At 39.2% G+C, this 20,783-nt stretch carries 19 protein-coding genes, 1 tRNA gene and 2 pseudogenes; 8 read left to right on the top strand and 14 right to left on the bottom strand.

Features of this window, described 5'->3' with window-relative positions; genetic code table 11:
* Positions 1–67 precede the first annotated feature (67 nt).
* Positions 68–144: transfer RNA gene (locus tag MTP24_RS05010), tRNA-Met, on the bottom strand.
* 392 nt (positions 145–536) lie between these two features.
* Here MTP24_RS05010 and MTP24_RS05005 point away from each other — a divergent pair.
* Together MTP24_RS05005 and MTP24_RS05000 are read left to right on the top strand one after the other, a co-directional pair.
* A complete protein-coding gene (locus MTP24_RS05005; protein WP_008128088.1) occupies positions 537–998 on the top strand; it encodes a globin in 462 nt (153 codons plus the stop codon).
* A 167-nt stretch (positions 999–1,165) separates the two neighbouring features.
* Positions 1,166–2,722 (top strand): cryptochrome/photolyase family protein, encoded by a 1,557-nt coding sequence (locus MTP24_RS05000; RefSeq protein ID WP_243533058.1) that lies wholly within the window; start codon positions 1,166–1,168, stop codon positions 2,720–2,722.
* Positions 2,723–2,786: 64 nt separating this feature from the next.
* Here MTP24_RS05000 and MTP24_RS04995 read toward each other — a convergent pair whose 3' ends face one another.
* Together MTP24_RS04995 and MTP24_RS04990 are read right to left on the bottom strand one after the other, a co-directional pair.
* A complete protein-coding gene (locus tag MTP24_RS04995) occupies positions 2,787–3,233 on the bottom strand; it encodes an Hsp20 family protein (protein ID WP_010555978.1) in 447 nt (148 codons plus the stop codon).
* A gap of 309 nt (positions 3,234–3,542) precedes the next feature.
* Complete coding sequence (locus MTP24_RS04990; protein WP_039036640.1) at positions 3,543–4,070, bottom strand: redoxin family protein; 528 nt, start codon at positions 4,068–4,070, stop codon at positions 3,543–3,545.
* Between the two features lie 300 nt (positions 4,071–4,370).
* On the opposite strand from MTP24_RS04990, the gene MTP24_RS04985 reads away from it, so the two are divergent.
* From MTP24_RS04985 to MTP24_RS04975, 3 genes are all read left to right on the top strand, one after another.
* Positions 4,371–4,865 carry a TlpA disulfide reductase family protein gene (locus MTP24_RS04985; protein ID WP_243533056.1) on the top strand — a complete coding sequence of 165 codons (495 nt, stop codon included), beginning with the start codon at positions 4,371–4,373 and terminating at the stop codon, positions 4,863–4,865.
* Positions 4,866–4,992: 127 nt separating this feature from the next.
* Positions 4,993–5,256 carry a GrxA family glutaredoxin gene (locus tag MTP24_RS04980; RefSeq protein WP_010555975.1) on the top strand — a complete coding sequence of 88 codons (264 nt, stop codon included), beginning with the start codon at positions 4,993–4,995 and terminating at the stop codon, positions 5,254–5,256.
* Positions 5,257–5,415: 159 nt separating this feature from the next.
* Positions 5,416–7,218, top strand: a complete 1,803-nt coding sequence (locus tag MTP24_RS04975; protein ID WP_006793364.1) for a DEAD/DEAH box helicase — start codon at positions 5,416–5,418, stop codon at positions 7,216–7,218.
* A gap of 229 nt (positions 7,219–7,447) precedes the next feature.
* Here MTP24_RS04975 and MTP24_RS04970 read toward each other — a convergent pair whose 3' ends face one another.
* The 8 genes from MTP24_RS04970 to prmB form a co-directional block, all read right to left on the bottom strand.
* Positions 7,448–9,004, bottom strand: coding sequence for an AbgT family transporter (locus MTP24_RS04970; protein ID WP_006793363.1), 1,557 nt, complete (start codon positions 9,002–9,004; stop codon positions 7,448–7,450).
* Positions 9,005–9,149: 145 nt separating this feature from the next.
* Positions 9,150–9,425, bottom strand: a complete 276-nt coding sequence (locus MTP24_RS04965; protein WP_243533054.1) for a YfcL family protein — start codon at positions 9,423–9,425, stop codon at positions 9,150–9,152.
* Complete coding sequence (locus tag MTP24_RS04960; protein ID WP_010555974.1) at positions 9,422–10,585, bottom strand: ATP-NAD kinase family protein; 1,164 nt, start codon at positions 10,583–10,585, stop codon at positions 9,422–9,424. Before MTP24_RS04960 ends, MTP24_RS04965 begins: the two co-directional genes overlap by 4 nt.
* A complete protein-coding gene (locus tag MTP24_RS04955; RefSeq protein WP_243533052.1) occupies positions 10,575–11,129 on the bottom strand; it encodes an elongation factor P hydroxylase in 555 nt (184 codons plus the stop codon). The genes MTP24_RS04960 and MTP24_RS04955 overlap by 11 nt, the downstream gene beginning before the upstream one ends.
* 107 nt (positions 11,130–11,236) lie before the next feature.
* Entirely contained in the window at positions 11,237–11,884 is a 648-nt protein-coding gene (locus tag MTP24_RS04950; RefSeq protein WP_243533050.1) for a glutathione S-transferase family protein, read from the bottom strand.
* 68 nt (positions 11,885–11,952) lie between these two features.
* Positions 11,953–12,345 carry a DUF4112 domain-containing protein gene (locus MTP24_RS04945; RefSeq protein ID WP_138740442.1) on the bottom strand — a complete coding sequence of 131 codons (393 nt, stop codon included), beginning with the start codon at positions 12,343–12,345 and terminating at the stop codon, positions 11,953–11,955.
* A gap of 121 nt (positions 12,346–12,466) precedes the next feature.
* Complete coding sequence (gene aroC / locus MTP24_RS04940; RefSeq protein ID WP_010555971.1) at positions 12,467–13,564, bottom strand: chorismate synthase; 1,098 nt, start codon at positions 13,562–13,564, stop codon at positions 12,467–12,469.
* Between the two features lie 103 nt (positions 13,565–13,667).
* Positions 13,668–14,603 carry a 50S ribosomal protein L3 N(5)-glutamine methyltransferase gene (gene prmB, locus MTP24_RS04935; RefSeq protein ID WP_243533048.1) on the bottom strand — a complete coding sequence of 312 codons (936 nt, stop codon included), beginning with the start codon at positions 14,601–14,603 and terminating at the stop codon, positions 13,668–13,670.
* Positions 14,604–14,755: 152 nt separating this feature from the next.
* On the opposite strand from prmB, the gene smrB reads away from it, so the two are divergent.
* Both smrB and MTP24_RS04925 read left to right on the top strand, forming a co-directional pair.
* A complete protein-coding gene (smrB, locus tag MTP24_RS04930; protein ID WP_006793353.1) occupies positions 14,756–15,313 on the top strand; it encodes an endonuclease SmrB in 558 nt (185 codons plus the stop codon).
* A gap of 27 nt (positions 15,314–15,340) precedes the next feature.
* Entirely contained in the window at positions 15,341–16,270 is a 930-nt protein-coding gene (locus tag MTP24_RS04925; RefSeq protein ID WP_243533046.1) for an AEC family transporter, read from the top strand.
* A 1-nt stretch (position 16,271) separates the two neighbouring features.
* Here MTP24_RS04925 and MTP24_RS04920 read toward each other — a convergent pair.
* The 3 genes and pseudogenes from MTP24_RS04920 to sixA all read right to left on the bottom strand — a co-directional run bounded on the left by MTP24_RS04920 (position 16,272) and on the right by sixA (position 17,854).
* A pseudogene (locus tag MTP24_RS04920) lies at positions 16,272–17,010 on the bottom strand (SDR family oxidoreductase).
* 36 nt (positions 17,011–17,046) lie between these two features.
* Positions 17,047–17,369: pseudogene (locus MTP24_RS04915) on the bottom strand (RidA family protein).
* Between the two features lie 14 nt (positions 17,370–17,383).
* Positions 17,384–17,854 (bottom strand): phosphohistidine phosphatase SixA, encoded by a 471-nt coding sequence (gene sixA / locus MTP24_RS04910; RefSeq protein ID WP_008126942.1) that lies wholly within the window; start codon positions 17,852–17,854, stop codon positions 17,384–17,386.
* Positions 17,855–18,044: 190 nt separating this feature from the next.
* Between sixA and MTP24_RS04905 the strand changes: the two genes are divergently transcribed.
* Complete coding sequence (locus MTP24_RS04905; protein ID WP_243533043.1) at positions 18,045–20,768, top strand: insulinase family protein; 2,724 nt, start codon at positions 18,045–18,047, stop codon at positions 20,766–20,768.
* Positions 20,769–20,783: the final 15 nt, after the last annotated feature.

Raw genomic sequence — 20,783 nt, 5'->3', positions numbered from 1 at the left:
AAACGCAAAACGCGCATTACATAGAATGCGCGATATAAAATAATAAGTTCTCACTTATTAGTAGAATTGGTTGCGGGAGCCGGATTTGAACCGACGACCTTCGGGTTATGAGCCCGACGAGCTACCAGGCTGCTCCATCCCGCGCCAATAGATATCAAACCTTGATTTAACATCGCTGTTAGCTGTTTTAAAACAGACTAAACAATGGTCGCTATTATAAGGATGTTGGGGATAATTAGCAACCATAATAACCAATAACTTTGGAAATACAGTTCAAATCAGATATAAGGAAATAAAACATTATACCTATTATGGGTATAAACCTATTTTAAACGGCTAACCATTTGCTGTTTAAGCCTAGTAAAATCACAATAATGGAATTAATAACTACTCTCACTTTTATTTAAAAAAACAATAGAACTCAAAAAGTTATCAATGAATTAATACTTTTATATCAAAAAACGTGTAATTTTTGTTACGCGAGCTATAATAATAAAAATAATAAAAATAAGTTTTTAATCTTCTGTGAGGCTCTGATGAATTCACATAAATCTGTTTTATTAAAAAGTATTGGCATCATAAAACCAAACTTTCATGCATTTACCGCGCGTTTTCATAGAAAGCTTGTAGAGTCAGATATTTCGATGAACACGCTAACAGCTGAACAGTTTAACGAAAAAAGTTATATTTTATATTGTACCTTAGAGCGCATAATCAAAAATATTGATAATCCATCATCGGTTGCGCCATTTCTGAGCCATCACTTACAGTTTTTAAAAAAATTAAATATTCAGCAGAGTGATATTAAACCTCTGACTGATATATTTTATGTAACATTAGTTGAGCATTTAGGTCGGTTTTTTAATGAAGAAAGTCATTTAGCATGGCGCAAAGTGCTTACTTACTTTGAACGCTATACGAATGATACGCTGTTTAACGTCTCTAACGTGGTGTGCTTAACCCAACTTTCTAAGCAAAAGCAAAGCAATAATAACTAAGGCGCTTTTAATTGAGCCTACTCATATCAAATTTGATGCTTGATGAGTGTTTATACACTCATTAACGAATATTTAAATAAAGCTCAAATTATACAATTTGTTATTAATATTACAGCGATCGATTAAGCAGACACCCTCGTACAAATTTCATTTTTTTTGGTTTAATCATGGCGACTTACAAAACCTTAAGACTCATTTTAGGCGATCAACTCAATCCTTCTCATTCTTGGTTTAAAGGTAAAGAAGACGATGTTCTCTATCTTGTCGCAGAATTAAAACAAGAAACCAATTACGTTAAACACCATGTGCAAAAGCTTTGTGCTTTTTTTAATGCGATGGAAAACTTTGCAACTGCGTTAAAATCTGCAGGTTTTAATGTATTGCACTTAACCCTAGACGACACACACGAAGATAAACACCTACCCGCACTACTAAATCGTGTTGCTAAGGAATATAACTGCTCCTGCATAGAATACTTATACCCAGACGAATTTAGGTTAAAATCGCAATTAGCTGATTTTGAAAAATCATCCGAAATAAATGTATCAGCATATGACTCAGAGCATTTTTTACTGCCCTTTAGCGAAATTAAAGATCGATTCAAAAAAGATAAGCACGTGACCATGGAGCACTTTTATCGTGCTATGCGTAAACGATATGATTTATTAATGGAGGACGATAAGCCAGCTGGCGGTAAATGGAACTTCGACAGTAATAACCGCAATAAATTCTCTAAGCAAGACTTAAAATCTATCCCAGAGCCTAAATTATTTAAAAACGATGTAAGTCATATCCTCGCTCGTTTAAAAAAACACAACATCGTTTACTTTGGAGAAATTAAAGAAGGAAAACTCGAATGGTCTACGTCACGTAAGCAAGCCAAAGAGTCTCTTGAATACTTTTGTGAGCATTTACTTGTCAATTTTGGTAAGTTTCAGGATGCAATGACAGATCAAAGTAAAGACAATACCAGTCTTTACCATAGCAGGCTCTCTTTTGCCCTAAACACTAAACTTCTTCACCCCTTGTATGTAATCAAACGTGTAATATCTGAATTCGAGCAACGGCCTGACGAGATATCTCTTTCACAAGTTGAAGGGTTTACCAGACAAATACTCGGTTGGCGAGAATACGTTCGTGCTGTTTATTGGGTAAACATGCCCGACTACGCGACTAAAAATCAACTAAAAGCCAATAATAAGCTCCCTCAATATTTTTGGGATGGTAATACAAAAATGAACTGTTTGAGCCACTCATTAAAGCAAAGCTTAGATACTGCCTATGCTCATCATATACAGCGCTTGATGATCATTGGTAACTTTTGTTTACTCAGCGGAATAAACCCTGACGAAGTTGATAACTGGTACTTAGGTGTCTACATAGATGCCATCGAGTGGGTAGAAATGCCCAACACACGTGGAATGAGTCAATTTGCAGACGATGGAATTATTGCAACCAAACCCTATGCTGCAAGTGGTAATTACGTTAATAAAATGAGCGACTACTGCAAAAATTGTCAATACGACGTGAAACAAAAAGTGGGGGATAAAGCTTGCCCACTGAACAGTTTATATTGGCGTTTTATGCAAACACACCGCGAAAAACTAGAGAAAAACCCACGCATAGGCATGGTTTATAGAAATTGGGATAAGCAAAGCGATGAATTACGCGAAGACACACTTAATCAAGCTACACACTACATAAATAACATTGAGTCTTTATGACACAAAAAAACCGCCTCAGGAGAGGCGGCCAAATAATAAGGGAAAAAATGTTGTTAAAACCAGATTAGCTATCTTCTAGTAAGCGTCCTTGGCCAATCTCAATTTTGCGCGGTTTTAATGCTTCAGGTATTTCGCGCTTAAGCTCTATAGTAAGTAAGCCGTTTGCTAAGTCGGCGCCAAGTACTTTAACATGGTCTCCTAGCTGAAACTTTCGCTCGAAATTGCGTTCTGCAATTCCTTGATGAATAAACTTACGTTCTTTGTTTTCATCTTTATTAGCTTTTATACCCGCTACTTTTAATGTGTTATTTTCTGACTCAATGCTTAGCTCGTTGTCGCTAAATCCGGCAACAGCCATAGTGATTTGGTATCTGTCTTGATCGAGTGCTTCAATGTTGTAAGGAGGAAAGCTCGGCTGCTTGTCTGTATTCGCCGCAGCATCCATTAAAGACGCTAAATGATCAAACCCAATGAATGAACGATAAAGTGGTGATAAGTCTACTGTACGCATAATAATATCCTCATATTTAAGCGATATTTTGTTTGCACTTTTCATTTGAACAAGCGCTAACAAATATAAATTAATAATATAAATTTCAATTGTTTAGGTTTAGTTTAGGACCCATCAGGCGTCCTACTAAACTATATATGGACGGTAAAAATGTTTTCAAGTAAATAAATTAAAATATTTAAAAAAATTCCTCATTTTATAAACTAGTGAAATTAGTAACCCATTTTGAGGCATTAAAAAGTCAAATGCTTTTAATGCCTCAAAATGGTTGTTCAGTATTGTAGATTAGCGCTAAGTATTCATCGCTAATTAGTGTGTTAATGTGCCACGAATTGGATAATCGTTTTCGCGAATAAATTCAATGCCAGCCAACAAATCATTTAAATCAGGGCGTGAAAAAGGTGCATTTGATTTATCTAGTATCTGAATTTGATCATGCTCGTTAATTACAAAAATAGCAGGTTCAGCAAATGGGTGATCGGTTTCTTTTTCACTGCGTGGTTCACTAATATACAGGCCTAAATCAGTCATTTGAGCTAATGATAACCCACTATAAAGAGGAAAATTAACGTGTAAATCGTTTAGATGCTCTGTTAATTGTGCGTGACTGTCACCACTAACAGCGGCAATCTCTACCCCTGCATCTTTAAATTTATCATTCATTTTAGCAAGTGCATTAAGTTGTTTAGTACATAATGGACAATGCTTTCCGCGGTAGATTACTATCATTTTCCAGGGTAAATCTGTCTGTCGAGCCGACACGTCAGCAAGGTTGTTCTCATTATCTTTAACTTTAAGTGAAGGCATTTTCATTGCTGGTTGTAAATAATTGCTCATGATCTTGATCTCCTTTGCAGTTAAAAAACATATTCTATATGTTCGTCTCAAATATAGAGCTTAGGGTTAAAGTTATAAATTCAACCATTAAAATGTAATCAGGAAATTTCTAACGTAATCAGCAGACCTTATTAGCTAAAGGCCTGATTTGTGTAAAGCAGTGAAACTTTAACATAGGCTTTACTAGCAACTGGGCTTGATACTCAAGCAAACGCTAAAGCTCTGCCTATCAAATAACAGTGGCTGCTTAGCATTTATGTTAGGGTTGGCTTTTAATTATAAATAGGTCAGATAAAATCAATGGCATTAATACGTAGCACGTTAATAAATTTAAGTTTAGCAATACTCGTGTTTTACTTAGCAAGTGCCTACCAAACGCGTAATTTACTTGAAACAAACCATACTCCTGCCCCTTATTTTAACTTGACTATTTTAAATAAAAATAACGAAAGATTTAGTATTGCAGAGCTTGAAGGGAGAACAACCATTGTGTATTTCTTTGCTCCTTGGTGCACAATATGCCGCTACAGCATGCCCAACTTACAAAGCACCTTAATAAACTCAGACATTAATGTAATTGGTATTGCCCTTGATTATAAAAATGAGCAACAAGTTACTCAATTTATTGATGACTTAAACCTAAGTATGCCCATACTTCTTGGTAATCAATATACCCAATCAAATTATAAAGTAAGCGCTTTTCCAACTTACTACGTAATAAATGCAAATTTACAGATAACAGCACACGCAATGGGCTATTCAACCCAATTAGGAATAGCGGCAAGGACGTGGTGAATTATGCCGTTCATGACTCGGCCAAATTAATGTTCATCGCAATAATAGAATGGCACAATCACTTTTTTGCGCTTTATTATATTTTTTAATCATTTAAACTAAATTCAATCAAATAAAGGAGAGCACTATGCTTACAGTAATTTTTGGCCGTGAAGGCTGCCCATTTTGTGTTCGTGCCAAAGATGTTGCAGAGCAACTTGCCAACGAGCGCGATGATTTTAAATTTCGTTACATCGACATCATAAAAGAAGGCATAAGCAAAGCCGATTTAGAAAAGTCAGCAGGTAAACCTTGCCCTACTGTCCCGCAAATTTTTGTTGATCAAAGCCACATTGGCGGTTTTACCGAATTTGAAGCTTATGCAAAAGAAAACCTAGGCTTGTACAAGTAGTCGTGTATTAAATTTGTTAACCAGTTCAATAATCCCACAATTGAACTGGTTAAATTTCAACCAACATCAAGCACATACAAATTAGTTTTAATTTATACAAGCATTTGCCTCGCTAATCCTATATAATGCGCGCCTCTTTAAATTCGTTGAGGCGTATTAATGTCAGAACCAGTCACGTTTGAATCTCTAAATCTTTCTCCTGCAATTTTGAAGGCAGTTGAAGAGTTGGGTTACAAGACACCATCTGAAATCCAAGCTCAATGTATACCGTTATTGCTAGAAAGAAAGGACGTACTGGGACTAGCACAAACGGGTACAGGTAAAACCGCAGCATTTGCACTGCCGTTACTAAACAATATTGACCCGTCTGTGAAACAGCCACAGATCCTTGTACTCACACCTACACGTGAGCTTGCGATCCAAGTTGCTGAGGCATTTGAACAATATGCAAAAGGTACTCGTGGTGTTGAAGTATTAGCACTATACGGTGGCCAAAGCTACAGCATTCAATTAAGCGCACTTCGTCGTGGCGCTCAAATCATTGTTGCTACTCCGGGTCGATTAATCGATCATATAAACCGTGGCACTATCAAGTTTGATGCTCTTCAAGCACTTGTACTTGATGAAGCCGATGAAATGTTACGTATGGGCTTTATCGATGATGTTGAAAACATCATGGAAAAAACACCGCGCGAAAAGCAAACATGTCTTTTCTCTGCGACCATGCCTAAGCAAATTCAAAACATCAGCAGCAAATATATGAATAACCCTGAACAGGTTCATATTTCTGCGCGTAACTCGACAGTATCGTCTGTTGAGCAAGTGTTTTGGAACGCAAGCGTACATAAAAACAAAGCGATTGTTCGCTTTTTAGAAGCTGAGCAATACGAAGGTGCTATTGTTTTCGTACGTACACGTAACGATACCGTTCAACTTGCTGAATTATTAGAGCGCGAAGGTTTCTCTGCAGCTCCGCTTAATGGTGATATGAACCAGCAAGCACGTGAACGCACTGTTGACCGCTTAAAAAGTGGCATGCTGAACGTTGTTATTGCAACTGACGTAGCAGCTCGTGGTCTCGATGTAGACCGTTTAAGCTTAGTTATCAACTACGACATTCCACAAGATTCTGAAGCCTACGTTCACCGTATTGGTCGTACAGGTCGTGCAGGTCGTACTGGTAAAGCAATTTTATTTGTTAAGCATAACGAACGTTACTTACTTAAAAATATCATTCGTCATACTAAGTCTGAAATTGCTCAGGTTGAATTACCAACAGCTAAAGTTGTTGAAGAAAAACGTATTGCTGCGTTACAAGCAAAATTAAGTATTGCGCTTGAAAACAAAGACATTACGTTCTTTAACGAAGTGGCTACTAACATGGCTGAAAAGCTTGACCTTCCTCTTGAAAACTTAGCGGGTGCTTTACTGTGTTTGGCACAGCAACAGTCGCCAATTAAAGTTGAAGAAGTTAAGATTCAACCACGTGAGCGTAACGAACGCAATTCACGTAATGACCGTGGTGATCGCGGACGTCGTAACGAACGTGGTGGTGAACGTTCTGAACGTAAACCGCGCGAGCGTAACAGCCGTGATGCAGGCCCTATGGATACTTACCGTATCGAAGTAGGTCGTGAGCATGGTGTTCAGGTTAAGAATATTGTTGGCGCAATTGCTAACGAAGCTGATATCTCAAGTAAGTTTATTGGTGACATTCGTTTACACGATCAACACAGCACTGTTCAGTTACCACAAAACATGCCTAAAGATGTACTAGATCATTTCCAAAAAGTGTTTATTTGTAAACGCCCAATGGGTATGACAATTACACAAGATCAAGGCCCAGCTGAACCACGTGGCGAACGCCCATCTGGTGATAGAAAACGTAACGATGGCCCACGCGGTGATAAGCGTAGCGGACCTCGTAAAGAACGTCGCCCAGTTAGCTTTACCGCTAAGTAAGCAACAGTTCTTTAATAAAAAAACCTTGGTATGAAAGTGCCAAGGTTTTTTTGTGTCTAAAATTTAAGTAATGGTTCAAGCTGTTCTGCGTAACTCACAACCGCAAACCATGATTATCTTCTAAGCAAGGCGACTATAAACTTCTGTGTAAATCATTCAATTAAAACTAAAAAGCCCCACTACTTTATTAATAGTGAGGCTTTTACTGTATTGTACCGAATGCTCTATGTTAAGGCGCTACTGCTGGATACACGTAACTTGCATCTAACCCTAGCGGAATACCCAATGCCCAATAACCGAGTAGAAACAAGCTCCAGCCAATTAAAAATGCAACCGAGTATGGCAGCATCATCGCTATTAGCGTACCAATTCCCGTACTTTTAACGTACTTTTGACAATAAACCACAACTAATGGGAAGTAAGGCATAAGCGGTGTAATAATATTAGAGCTAGAATCACCAACACGATAAGCCGCTTGCGTTAAATCAGGTGAAATACCCAGTTGCATTAACATAGGTACAAATACCGGCCCTAGTAATGCCCACTTGGCCGAGCTAGAGCCTACAAATAAATTAACAAATGCGGTTAAAAATATAATACCTACCACCGTTACCGAACTTGGAAGTGCCATTGCTTTTAATAACTGCGCCCCTTCGATTGCAAGTAATGCCCCTAAGTTAGATTTGCTAAAGGCAGCAATAAATAACGCACAAAAGAATGCCATAACAATGTAGTAAGCCATACCGCCCATTGCCTTGCTCATGGCATCTATCATATCTTTAGAGCTTTTAAATGTACCTACTGTAAAGCCATATACTGCGCCTGGGATCCAAAATAACAAAAAGATCAACGGCACAATAGATTGCATCAAAGGTGAACGGAAATTAGTTAAGGAGCCATCGCTACTACGCATGGCTGAATCTACCGGCGCAGACACGTAAGCGAGTAAAGCAATGCCTGCAATCATTACGCTGCTTGCTATGAAGAATGCGCGCTTTTCATCGCTACGCGCATCTTCAAAAACAGGTAAGTCTTCACTGTTTCCATCAAGAGGCGTATTTTGTAAACGAGGTTCAATAATCTTATCGGTAATATACCAACCCAGTAATACAATAAACATGCTTGATGCTGATGCAAACGCCCAATTATTTAATGGATTTATCGACATATCAGGATTAATAATATGAGCAGCACTTTGTGTAAAGCTTTGTAGTAGTGGGTCTATTCCAGATGGAATAAAGTTGGCGCCAAAGCCACCACTTACACCGGCAAATGCCGCTGCAATCCCGGCTAATGGGTGCCTTCCTGCTGCATAAAAGATTACGCCAGCTAACGGTATCACAAGCACGTAACCTGCGTCCGTGGCTGTATGGCTTACAATAGCAACTAAAATAATAGACGGTGTTAACAGCTTTTTAGGCGTTACTTTTAACATTAGCTTAAGGCCTGTATTAATAAAGCCTGAGTGCTCAGCGACACCAACACCTAACATAGCAACAAGTACTACGCCTAAAGGAGCAAAGCCGGTAAATGTTTTTACCATTGAAGATAAAAAAGTGGCCAACGAATCGCTTGCAAGCATGTTGTTTATAATAATTGCTTCGCCTGTACGCGGATCAATTGCATCAAAACTTACGCCAGAAAACCACCACGACAAACCCCATATTAATAACATAGCAAATAAAAATATAATTGCTGGATCAGGTAGCTTATTACCAACCCGCTCAACTACATTCAAGAAGCGCGCAACAACTCCTGAAGGTAAAGCATCTTGATTATTACTCATTGTATTTCGCTCATTAAAATTTATTTAAGTAACAATATCGCATTAATACGCAACAGTAAATTAACGTAAAAAGCTATTTTAGGAACGTTAAATAAAAAAAGCACGATTACCATAGATAATCGTGCTTTTTTTGTTCATTTGGTTACTAAGCGAGCGCTTTAACTTCTTCCCATAAGCGAACAACTAGTGCCTTGTCTTCTTCGTTAAGTTCTCCGTTACGGTACGCTTTTACAAGACTTTGCTCTACTGTTTCGTTTAACTGATCAATACTGATAGCAAGTTGCTCAACTTCAGCATAGCCTACAGCAAGATCAAAATGACCGCGTAAGTAGCCGCCTGCAAATAATTCGTCATCCGTTGCTTTGATAACTAAATCATCATAATACTGTTGAGCCGCGTCAATATAGTTTACTAAGGTCACTTGTTTATCTCCTGATTTTGTATAGCACCCGTTTCATCTTGGTATTGGTGCCCTACTGCATACATAATATGGTCGTTAAATCCGGTGGTTACTTTTATGTAACCTGTTAATTCGTCGTCTAGTTCGTTGTCGCCTGTATCGCAAATTAACGGGCGGTTATTCAATGCCTGTAGCTTGGTTTTTGTTGCAACAACAATAATATTCTCTTTGCCAATAGCGCGGATAAGCGCAGGGCTTAGCTGCTGATTTCCACGACCAAAAATATGACCCTGCCCACCAATTAAAGTGATCACAAGTTTGGTCTTTTTCTTGTGGGTAAGTTCAAGTAAGTCGGCGGCTGTTAGGTCTTGGCCTACAAGTGTTTGATCTTTTATTAAATCAACACCCAACAAAGTATTTTCAAGGCCCATTTCTTCCATTATAGCTTCGACTGTTGAACCACTACCCATAATGTAAAGTGTGTCCTCGTCCATTTCGCTCACAACGTAAGCAGCTATATCTGAAAGTACTAATTCGTCTGTTTCTTTACCGCCATTTTTTACAGCTTGCACATAACGTACTTCACTGGGTATTTGCATTTCGCCAAAGCGTTTAGCTTTTACTGTACCCTTCCTAAATGCGTCTTCGTCAATATCCATTACATCGGCATCAGCTAACGTCACTAACTCGCCTTTTACGAGCATTTCAACAACTCGCCCGGCAGCTTTTGGTGTAATGGCATATACGCCAGAGTGGATTTTACAGCCAGCAGGAATGCCAAGCACTGGGACAGTATCTTCAATGGCATGGCAAATATTACGTGCGGTGCCATCGCCACCTGCAAATAGAACTAAATCTACATCGGCATTTTTTAACACCTGTGCGGCACTCTCGGTATCATCCGGCGTTGTTACTGCGTCTGTGTTGTATACAACTTCAACATTAAAACCTAAAGCTTTTGCTGTTTGTTCGCCCATTTCGCCATTTACGGTATAAATAACAAGCTGCTCTTTATACGGTAACAGTATTTCTAGTGCGGCTTTAGTACGGCTATTTGCTTTAGGTTGTGCACCTAGCTCAATCGCTTTTGCTGCGGTTTGCGCCCCATCGCTTCCCTTGAGGGCGACACTTCCGCCTAATCCTGCTACAGGGTTTATAATTAAACCTAATTTAAACTGCATCACAAAACTCCTGAGGGTGTTGCCAATCAAACTGATTTGCAGTCATTGGCCATGGTGTGTGATAAAAACGAGTAAGTGCGATTAATAATGATTGAGTTCGTGCATTAAAACCACTTTCAATCAACGTAAGCACGCGCTGGTGAACCCGCTTTTGAAAATCAAAACGACATGTTTGCTCACCATTTAAATTATCTACCGATACATTAAAGGGAAAACCCGCTGCGGTGCTTAATAGCCATTCAATGGCTTGTGGCTTGACTTCTACACTTTCGAACTCAGCCTGCTGGTGTTTATCGCGGCCATCGGGGCAATACCAATAGCCGTAATCTTCTTGTTGTCGACGATCAATGCCCGCAACCAGCCAATGGGCTATTTCATGCAAGGCACTGGCATAAAAACCATGTGCAAACACAATTTGATGATAAGGAATGTCTTGTGTTGCGGGAAGGTACACGGGCTCACAATCACCTTTGATCAGCCTTGTATTATGGCTTTGGTAAAATGTGTTTTCGAAAATAGAAATAAGATCAGCGATTTGATGCATATAATACGACTAATTCGTCTCGGTTAAAGCGCCTTTTGGCGCACTAAAAACGAGACGAATTGTACGGGCTTTTATAGCTAAAGTAAAAGTCGCTTACTGACCTATATTTATAAATCAACCCCAGCTTCATCTGCATCAACAATATCGGTTTCTTGCAGTGCTTGAGTTATCCAGCTTTGTAATACAGGGCATGCTAATACATGTTGGCAATAACTATTAGCGGCTTTAGACAAGGTTACCTGATAGGTTTTCAATCGCAGTACAATGGGGGCATACATAGCATCAACAATACTAAAATCGCCAAACATCCACTGGTTTGGGTAAATTTCTTGCTGTTTAGCAAATATGTCGTCGATGCGGGCGATGTCTTTTTTAGCATCATCTGAAAGTGTAATTTTTCGCTTTGCCCTTATATTCATTGGCATTTCACTTCGAAGAGCCATAAAGCCTGAGTGCATTTCAGCGCTTAAAGCTCGTGCAGTTGCACGCTGCGTTATGTATTTAGGCCAGGCAACTTGCGAAAGGTACGCATCATTAATGTATTCACAAATAGCAAGTGAGTCCCACACATGTAAATCACCATCAATTAATGCGGGCACTTTTTGAACTGTAAAATGTTTTTTTAACTCGCTGTAAAAGTCTGGAGTATCGAGTACAAGCTGAATTTCATCAAACTCCAATTCAAATTTACTCATTAAATACCATGCGCGCAATGACCAGCTCGAGTAGTTTTTATTGCCAATAAATAGTTCCATTACCTATTCCTTGTTAAAAATGAACTCTCCAACTGTACATTAATCAACCAAAAAATAAATACTAAAAATTACCCGTTACTGTTTTTATTTAGTTGCTTAGTAATATGCTTTTTAAGTATGTTTGTATTTCGGGTATTAGCTTTAAAAAACGCATCAAATATATCGCCAAAAATAGGAATAGATCCGATAAAAAAATCTATCAGCATATTAATAATTATCCGCAGTTTAACATGCCAGCTAATACCTAACTTTTGAGCCTCAAATAATACGTAACTAGATAAAATAAGCCCTATCACATCCCCTACAACGGGCACAAAACCAATCACCGCCTCAATACCAAACCTAAAGTTTGTGAAAGGAAAACGAATACTACTGTCGGTTAATTGGCTAAAACGCTCAAGGCGCGCAAGGGTTGCTTTTTGTTTAGCGTATTTACTGTGTGTTTGAATTGAATTCTGCATAATTTACCTCTATGGAAAATTATATAACGGTAAAGTTGAACTGCGCCTTAAACTACATTAACTATTTTACACAAACAAAAAGCGCGAAAAACGCGCTTTTATAGTGACTAAATTCAAACCATTATACAGAGCCGTTAATAGGCCCGTGTTCGTGGTTTACATGCGGGTTTTGCCCGCGCTGGCGCAGTAAATGGTCCATTAATGTAATAGCCATCATAGCCTCAGCAATAGGTATTGCTCGAATGCCCACACACGGATCGTGACGACCTTTGGTGATCATCTCAACCGCTTCGTTGCTTGTATTAATGCTCTTACCAGGGATAGTAATACTTGACGTCGGTTTTAATGCAATAGACGCTACTATGTCTTGCCCTGTAGAAATACCTGCAAGCACACCACCAGCATGGTTTGAAGTAAACCCTTCAGGTGTTAGTTCATCACGATGCTCTGAGCCTTTTTGTTCAACAACGTCAAAGCCATCACCAATTTCAACACCTTTAACTGCATTAATGCTCATTAATGAATGCGCAAGCTCCGCATCAAGGCGATCAAAGACAGGCTCACCTAACCCTACAGGTACATTGCTTGCCATTACCTTAACTTTAGCGCCTACTGAGTCACCTTGTTTTTTTAGGTCACGCATATATTCATCGAGCGCTTCTAGCTTGCTTACATCAGGAAAAAAGAACAAGTTGTTTTCAACTTCTTCCCAATCGTAACTTTCTGCTTTAATAGGACCTAGTTGGCTTAAGCATGCTTTTACTTCAATACCATGAAATTGCTTTAAATATTTTTTAGCAATGGCGCCAGCTGCTACGCGTATTGCGGTTTCACGTGCAGACGAACGGCCACCTCCGCGATAATCACGAAGGCCATATTTGTGCCAATAGCTGTAATCACCATGGCCTGGGCGAAACACGTCTTTAATTTTGCCGTAATCTTGTGAACGTTGATCGGTATTTTCGATTAATAAACCAATACTTGTACCCGTTGTTTTACCTTCAAAAACGCCTGCTAATATTTTTATTTGATCGCTCTCGCGGCGCTGCGTGGTATATCGGCTTTGGCCTGGTTTGCGGCGATCTAAATCTATTTGTAAGTCGGCCTCTGTTAATTCAAGACCTGCGGGAGTACCGTCAACAACGCCGCCTAAAGCAACGCCATGACTCTCTCCAAAAGTGGACACTTTAAATAACTGTCCAATGCTATTACCTGCCATTAACTTTCCTCATTCCTAATGACGACCATTAGCTGGGCTAATATGCCCAGCCATGTATTCAATTACGTTTAAGTTAGCTCATATTAACCTAAAGCAAATCGTGTTATTTTGAAAAATACTCATCTAGCTGTTTTTTGCTAATAACAAATACGCCTAAACCACCTTGCTCAAACTCAATCCATTCAAATGGCGCATCTGGATATAAAGCATCCATATGTACCATAGAGTTCCCCACTTCTACAAATAACAAACCGTTATCGGTTAGATGATTGCTGGCTTCGCTTAAAATAGTTCGCGTTACATCAAGACCATCGTGCCCTGATGCAAGGCCTAGCTCTGGCTCATGGTGAAATTCGCGCGGTAAGTCTGCCATGTCTTCAGCATCCACATACGGTGGATTAGCCACGATTAAGTCGTATTTTTGGCCTTCTACGCCGCTAAATACATCTGATTGTATAGGCATTACTCGATCACTTAACATATAATCATTAATGTTAATATCAGTTACTTCAAGCGCTTCATACGAAATATCCACAGCGTCTACTTGCGCTTGCTCAAATGCTTGTGCAAGTGCGATGGCTATACAGCCCGACCCTGTACATAAATCTAAAATACGATTTACCGAGTTTGGCTCAACAAGCCAAGGCGTAAACCGATTGCTAATAAGTTCAGCAAATGGTGAACGAGGAATTAGTACACGTTCATCTACGTAAAACGGCATGCTTGCAAACCATGCAATGTTAGTTAAATAAGGGACTGGAGTGCAGTCGTTTATACGCTCAGCAATAAGACTCGCTAGTCGGTTTTTTTCTGTACTTGTTAAACGCGCATGCATTAATTCTTTTGGTGCATCAACGGGTAAGCTAAGCGCTGGTAAAAGCAGGCTCACAGCTTCATCCCACGCGTTATCTGTTCCGTGTCCAAAAAATATACTACTACTTGCAAATTGGCTTGTAGTCCAACGTAACCAGTCATGTAAAGTTGACAGTTCTGCAACAGCTTCTTCGAGTGTTGCTTCTTCAATTTGTAAATCGCTCATATATTTTTACCTGTATTAGCTTACTGACTGTTTTGAGTCTTTAAGACGATTGCATTGCCTATATTGGCTTAGCAAATTACAATTGCCTCTCATTTAAGTATTGTACCGCCTTTTGCGCTGCGTTTTTACGTTTTTTTGTTTAGGTAATTGTTATGAAAAAAGACTCTCCATCACCATCGTCCCTAAGCAATGACGACATAGACTTATTTCGCCAAACGATCACAGGCGCTAAAGTATTTAAACAAGATACTCATCGTTTTGATACAAAGCCTAAGGTGTCACAAGCAAAGCAATTTGCCCAGCAAAAAAAGCAGGCTCAATCTGAATTTTATTTCTCAGATGAATATATTCCCGATATAGACACCCACGGTACTGTCCATTATGTAAAAGAGGGGCACGACACTTATTTACCCAAGCAATTACGACGAGGCGACTTTGCACCTGATTTAACGCTTGATTTGCATGGATTAAACAAAGAAATTGCTAAAGATGAATTAGCAGGACTCATTCACGAATGTAAAAAACAACATTATTATTGTGCGTGTGTTGTGCACGGAATTGGTGGTGGCATACTTAAACATAAAATTCCTCAGTACCTAGTTCAGCACCCAGACGTAATTGCAATGCATCAAGCGCCACTTGAATACGGTGGTAAAGGCGCGGTACTTATTTTGATAAACTTACCACAAAGCGATGAATTTAGACGCTAACCCAACATATTACTAGGAAGTAATTACGTGCATATTGTTTCTATTATTTTTCCACTTATATTCATTGTCGCATTGGGTTATTGCTGTTGCCGGCTTTCTTTTTTTAACAAACAGCACATTACAGGGCTGAGTAAATTTACTTTTTACATAAGTTTGCCGGCTTTTTTATTATTGAATATGTCGCAAATAGACTTAAAGCAAAGCATTAGTCTTTCTGCATTTTTAAGTTTTTATATCCCGGTGTTGTGTATTTTTGGATTAGGTATTTTAGTCGACCGATTTTATTTGAATAAAAATAATAGTAAAAATTACCAAAAACACGGCGTATTTGGCCTTGCGGCTAGTTACTCAAACATGGTGTTGGTAGGTATTCCTATCATTATTGCATCGCTGGGCAAAGAGAAAATAGCCATTGCTTTTATGATCATCACCTTCCACAGCACTTTATTATTTGCACTGACCTATTTAATTGGGGCAAAGGGCAATAGCAGTTCGTTCTCGTGGTCACAGTTTGGCAAAAGCATGGTGCTTAACCCTATTGTTTTAAGTATTGGTTGCGGCTTAATCATTAACGTTTCGGGCATTGTATTATTTAAAAACTTAACGGACAGTTTGGCATTATTAGCAACCCCTGCAATAGCCTGTGCGCTATTTGTATTGGGCGCAAACCTAGCGTTTTATAAAATAGCAGCAAACTGGCAACCTGCTTTAATTGCCTCGATTTTAAAAATTATTATATTGCCGGCAGGCGTACTATTTATTGGGTCATATATATTTAAGCTCGACCCGCAAATACTAACCGTACTAGTTTTATTAAGTGCCTCACCTGTTGGCGTAAACGCCTATTTAATAGCGAGTCAAATTAAACAACATGAAGCAACGCTTGCAGGAGCGGTGGTGCTATCTACTATTTTAAGTGTAGTGAGTTTAACGTTTTGGTTAGCGGTTTTACTTTAATTTATAAGCCACCAGCTACATCAATAAAAGTGCCTGTAGTAAATGAAGCAGAATGTGAGGCTAAAAAGTATATTGCAGCAGCCACTTCTTCAGGTTGCCCACCCCTACGCAGAGGAAGGTTACTTTTAAGCCGTTCTACCCTGCCCCTCTTCACCACCATCTGTGTGCATATCAGTGTAAATAAGGCCAGGCCTAACACAATTAACGCGCACGCCTTTACAAGCAACCTCTTTAGCGAGACCCATGGTTAATGTATCAATAGCGCCCTTTGTCGCTGCATAATCAATGTATTCATTAGGTGAACCTGTTTTAGCCGCTACCGATGACACATTAATAATACTGCTACCGGGTAACATACGCTTTATGGCTTCTCGGCTACATATAAATGTACTGGTAATGTTTGTAGTGAGTAATTCGTTAATTCGCTTTGCGTCCATGTTTAGCAGGGGCATTTGAGGCTTAAGCACACCGGCATTATTTACAAGCACGTCGAGCCGACCAAATACTTTATCTATACGTGAAAATAAATCGTTAACATCGATCTCTTGAGATACATCGGCCCTAACTGGTTCGGCTCGTACACCATAACTTCATACTCTATCGGCAACGTATTCTGCTTAAGTTAAATGGGTCTTATAGTTAATACATACATCATATCCGTGGCGCGCAAAATAAACAGCGGTGGCTGCCCCTATACCTCGGCTAGAGCCGGTTATGAGTACCACCCGCGCTTTGTTCATACAAAATTAGTCCTTTAGCGCTGCCACTACCGAAATTTAGACCAATAGCGCATCGCGCGCCATTTTGGCTTCTACACAAGCGCGTGCCGGTGCATAACCTTCTGGTACCCATGCATCCCACACAGCATTCATATCGGCAAAATACTCCATACTTTTTACATAAATTGTTGCGCTTAACATATGCTTTTTTGAGCTACCTGCCTCATCTAGCAATGCTTCTACTTTATCGAGCATGGTTTGCGTTTGCTCTTTAATTCCCTTTCAGCATCAGCGCATACCTGTCCACACAAATACACAGTGCCGTTGTGCTTTACAATGCGGCTCATTCGCGCACCGGTTTGAAGACGTTCAATGGTCATATTAGTCTCTTAATTTATAAATCGGCAGGAGCGTTTATATTTATATATTCGCTACGATTCGTATTTTCATTGTAATGAATGACAGCCACAGCGCCTGTATTAAATATAGGCATGTTTCCTGGGCAAAGTTGATCAACCAAATAGCTCACTATTGGCATATGCGCTACAATTAACCAGCTATTACACTCGGGGTGCATTTGGATGAGTGTTTCAAGGTAATCAGCTGCAACATGCGGTTTGCCTTCCGGGGTAATATCGGCACACGTTTCGCTATATTTAAACGTGATGCTTTCAGCGACCCCGTTTGCTGTTTGTTGAGCTCGTATGTAAGGGCTAACTAACAATGCATCCGGTTTTTGCGTATTGGCAAGCCACTGCCCCATTTTTTTTGCTTCTAAATGACCCACTTGGGTTAAATTTCTTGCCGCATCATCGGCCTGCATAGGTGCAGCTTCGCCGTGGCGCATTATTAAGATTGTTTTCATAAAAAATCAACCGATTAAAGAATATAAACAGTAGCCAGTTTGCTCACTTGTCAGCTATATTAACAACATAAACTTATTTTTTCTAAAATAGTTCTTTCACGACATTCAGGTAAATCTTTTAGCACACCCTTGCTGCCCTGAAGTTATCCTCTGTTGTTATCAAGTAAACGTTTAGTTTCAGGAGCACCATTTGAATATCAGCCGCAATGATAATAGAGCATACCGCGCCCTTACACTGGACAATGGTCTAAAAGTATTGCTTGTGCAAGATAAAGATTCAACAAAGGCTGCAGCATCAATGGCTGTAAATGCGGGCCACTTTGACGATCCTGCTGACAGGCAAGGTCTTGCTCACTTTTTAGAGCACATGCTTTTTTTAGGCACAGACCAATTTCCAGACTCTGGAAGCTTTAATAATTTTGTTTCTCAATCAGGCGGAAACACAAATGCATGGACCGGTACAGAACACAGCTGCTACTTTTTTGATATAAACAATCAAGAGTTTGAACACGCATTATTACAATTTAGCCGCTTTTTTATTGCCCCTCTGTTAAGTGCTAATGAAACAGAAAAAGAACGTAATGCCATTGATGCAGAATTTAAATTAAAAATTAAGGACGATGCCCGTCGCATTTATCAGGCCCATAAAGAAACGGTTAACCCTGCACATCCTTTCGCTAAGTTTTCTGTTGGTAACCTGCAAACACTCGCAGACAGAGAGCGCTGCATTAGCGACGAACTTTGTGACTTTTTTAATGAGCATTACCAAGCACAATGGATGACATTAGTTGTATGTGCAAACGAAAAGCTAGACACTCTTCAAACCTGGGTAAAAGCTCACTTTAGCCAAATTTTAGGAAATAAAGCATCTGTAAAGCCTGAGATCAGCGAGCCACTTTATCGAAAACAAGACCTAGGGAAAATTTTACACATAGAGCCACACAAACACATGCAAAAACTAATCGTTAGTTTTGCCATGCCTAATATTGATGACTTTTACCGACATAAAACCGTCAGTTTTATTGCACATTTACTCGGTTATGAAGGACAAGGCTCACTGTATTCTATTTTAAAAGAGCAAGGTTGGATAAATGCCCTTTCGGCGGGAGGGGGCATTAACGGCAGTAACTTTAAAGATTTTAATGTCAGCATGGCGCTTACCGATGAGGGTATAGAATATTTTGAAGATATTATCGAAATGCTTTTTGAGTACATATGTTTAATTAATGCCAACACAGAAAAGCTGCCCCGCTTATATCAAGACAAAAAAAATCTTTTACAAATTGCGTTTGATAACCAAGAAAAATCACGACTTATTGATTGGGTAAGTAGTTTGAGCATCAATATGCAGCATTATGACGAATGCAACTATGTACAAGGTGACTACCTAATGGAAGGCTTTAATAAAGCAACGCACGAAATGGCGATGCAATGGTTAAAACCTAACAATATGCGTATTGTACTCATTCACCCTGACGTAGAACCCGAGCATAAAACTGCGTGGTACAACACACCCTATAAAGTAGAAAAAGTATCACCTAGTTGGCTTGATGCCCTTAGTGATATCAATAAACCACTTAAAGATATGTACCTACCCACTGCAAACCCATATCTCACTAAAGAGGTTGAGCTTTTCGAAATAGAAAAGCCCCAAGAGCAACCCACACTTTTAGTAAAAGAACCGGGGTTTGATTTTTGGTTTAAACAAGACAGCACATTTAGAGTAGCGAAAGGTCATTTTTATTTAGCTATGGACTCTGACTTTGCGGTAAAAGACGTAAAGCACATGGCGCTAACACGCTTATTTACCGATTTATTTATGGATAGTGTTGGCGAGCAGTTTTACCCAGCAGAACTGGCTGGTTTAAGTTATCATTTAACCTCCCACCAAGGGGGACTTACACTACATACTGCAGGGTTATCATCGAGCCAATTAGAACTCGTCGATGAACTTTTAGATGCGTTATTTAATGTAGATATATGTGCAAAGCGCTTTGCCGAGTATAAAAAACAACTTGTTAGGCATTGGCGTAACAGCAACCAAAACAAACCTGTTAGTGAGTTGTTTAGTATTTTAGGTGCAAAACTAATGCCTTGGAATCCACAGCCTAACGATTTAGCAGACGCTTTAAAAGCAACAAGCTTCCAGCAATTTAATGAATTTAGACAAGACTTTTTTAAGGCGTTACATGTAGAGTCTTTTTTACATGGTAACTGGCAAGAAAATCATGCTTTAGAATTTCAAAAAAAGGTGGCTGCACATTTGCAGAATGCCACAACTATCGACGATTTAAGACGCCCTTTATTTGAAATAAAAAAAGCAACACGTTATGAAATTGAGTTACCGTGTAACGATCATGCCATGGTTGTGTATTACCAGGCACAAACCAATGACGTGAACGAAAAAGTTAAAATGATGGCGTTAAATCATTTAATGAACCAAGACTACTTTAACGAGTTGCGCACAACACAACAATTAGGTTATTTGGTTGGTGCGGGTTACGCGCCTTTTAACACCCGGGCAGGCATTGCTTTTTATATACAGTCCCCTAAATTTGACTCAAAAACCTTGCTACATCGCCATACTCACTTTGTGAATCAATATTTAAGTAATATCAATGAGCTAGACGAGTATAGCTGGCAGCAACAAAAGCATGGTTTAAAAACGCATATTGCAGAAAAAGACAAAAACTTACGTTTGCGCTCACAACGATTATGGCTTGCTATAGGTAATAGAGATCATAATTTTGATATGCAAAAACGATTACTTTGTGCACTGAACATGCTGACTCTACAAGAAATTAAAGATTATGCTCTGGTACTTTTTGATGAAGATAGGCCAAGATACGAGCTTTTAAGTAACGCTAAAGTTAATAAATCTCAAAAAACAGCGGTTTACTCGCATTCTCTTTGACTCTTGAATGTGCTT

The organism is Pseudoalteromonas sp. APM04 (assembly GCF_022809815.1).
GTDB lineage: Bacteria > Pseudomonadota > Gammaproteobacteria > Enterobacterales > Alteromonadaceae > Pseudoalteromonas > Pseudoalteromonas marina.
Note: the sequence above shows the minus strand (reverse complement) of the source record. Positions and strands in the feature narration are given on the sequence as shown.

Coding starts and splice junctions, on each gene's coding strand:
- smrB (WP_006793353.1), top strand. CDS start 14,756: ATGAAAAAAGACTCTCCATCACCATCGTCCCTAAGCAATGACGACATA.
- MTP24_RS04960 (WP_010555974.1), bottom strand. CDS start 10,585: ATGCAGTTTAAATTAGGTTTAATTATAAACCCTGTAGCAGGATTAGGC.
- MTP24_RS05000 (WP_243533058.1), top strand. CDS start 1,166: ATGGCGACTTACAAAACCTTAAGACTCATTTTAGGCGATCAACTCAAT.
- MTP24_RS04970 (WP_006793363.1), bottom strand. CDS start 9,004: ATGAGTAATAATCAAGATGCTTTACCTTCAGGAGTTGTTGCGCGCTTC.
- MTP24_RS04990 (WP_039036640.1), bottom strand. CDS start 4,070: ATGAGCAATTATTTACAACCAGCAATGAAAATGCCTTCACTTAAAGTT.
- MTP24_RS05005 (WP_008128088.1), top strand. CDS start 537: ATGAATTCACATAAATCTGTTTTATTAAAAAGTATTGGCATCATAAAA.
- MTP24_RS04945 (WP_138740442.1), bottom strand. CDS start 12,345: ATGCAGAATTCAATTCAAACACACAGTAAATACGCTAAACAAAAAGCA.
- prmB (WP_243533048.1), bottom strand. CDS start 14,603: ATGAGCGATTTACAAATTGAAGAAGCAACACTCGAAGAAGCTGTTGCA.
- MTP24_RS04975 (WP_006793364.1), top strand. CDS start 5,416: ATGTCAGAACCAGTCACGTTTGAATCTCTAAATCTTTCTCCTGCAATT.
- MTP24_RS04980 (WP_010555975.1), top strand. CDS start 4,993: ATGCTTACAGTAATTTTTGGCCGTGAAGGCTGCCCATTTTGTGTTCGT.
- MTP24_RS04955 (WP_243533052.1), bottom strand. CDS start 11,129: ATGCATCAAATCGCTGATCTTATTTCTATTTTCGAAAACACATTTTAC.
- aroC (WP_010555971.1), bottom strand. CDS start 13,564: ATGGCAGGTAATAGCATTGGACAGTTATTTAAAGTGTCCACTTTTGGA.
- MTP24_RS04995 (WP_010555978.1), bottom strand. CDS start 3,233: ATGCGTACAGTAGACTTATCACCACTTTATCGTTCATTCATTGGGTTT.
- MTP24_RS04985 (WP_243533056.1), top strand. CDS start 4,371: ATGGCATTAATACGTAGCACGTTAATAAATTTAAGTTTAGCAATACTC.
- sixA (WP_008126942.1), bottom strand. CDS start 17,854: ATGAAAACAATCTTAATAATGCGCCACGGCGAAGCTGCACCTATGCAG.
- MTP24_RS04950 (WP_243533050.1), bottom strand. CDS start 11,884: ATGGAACTATTTATTGGCAATAAAAACTACTCGAGCTGGTCATTGCGC.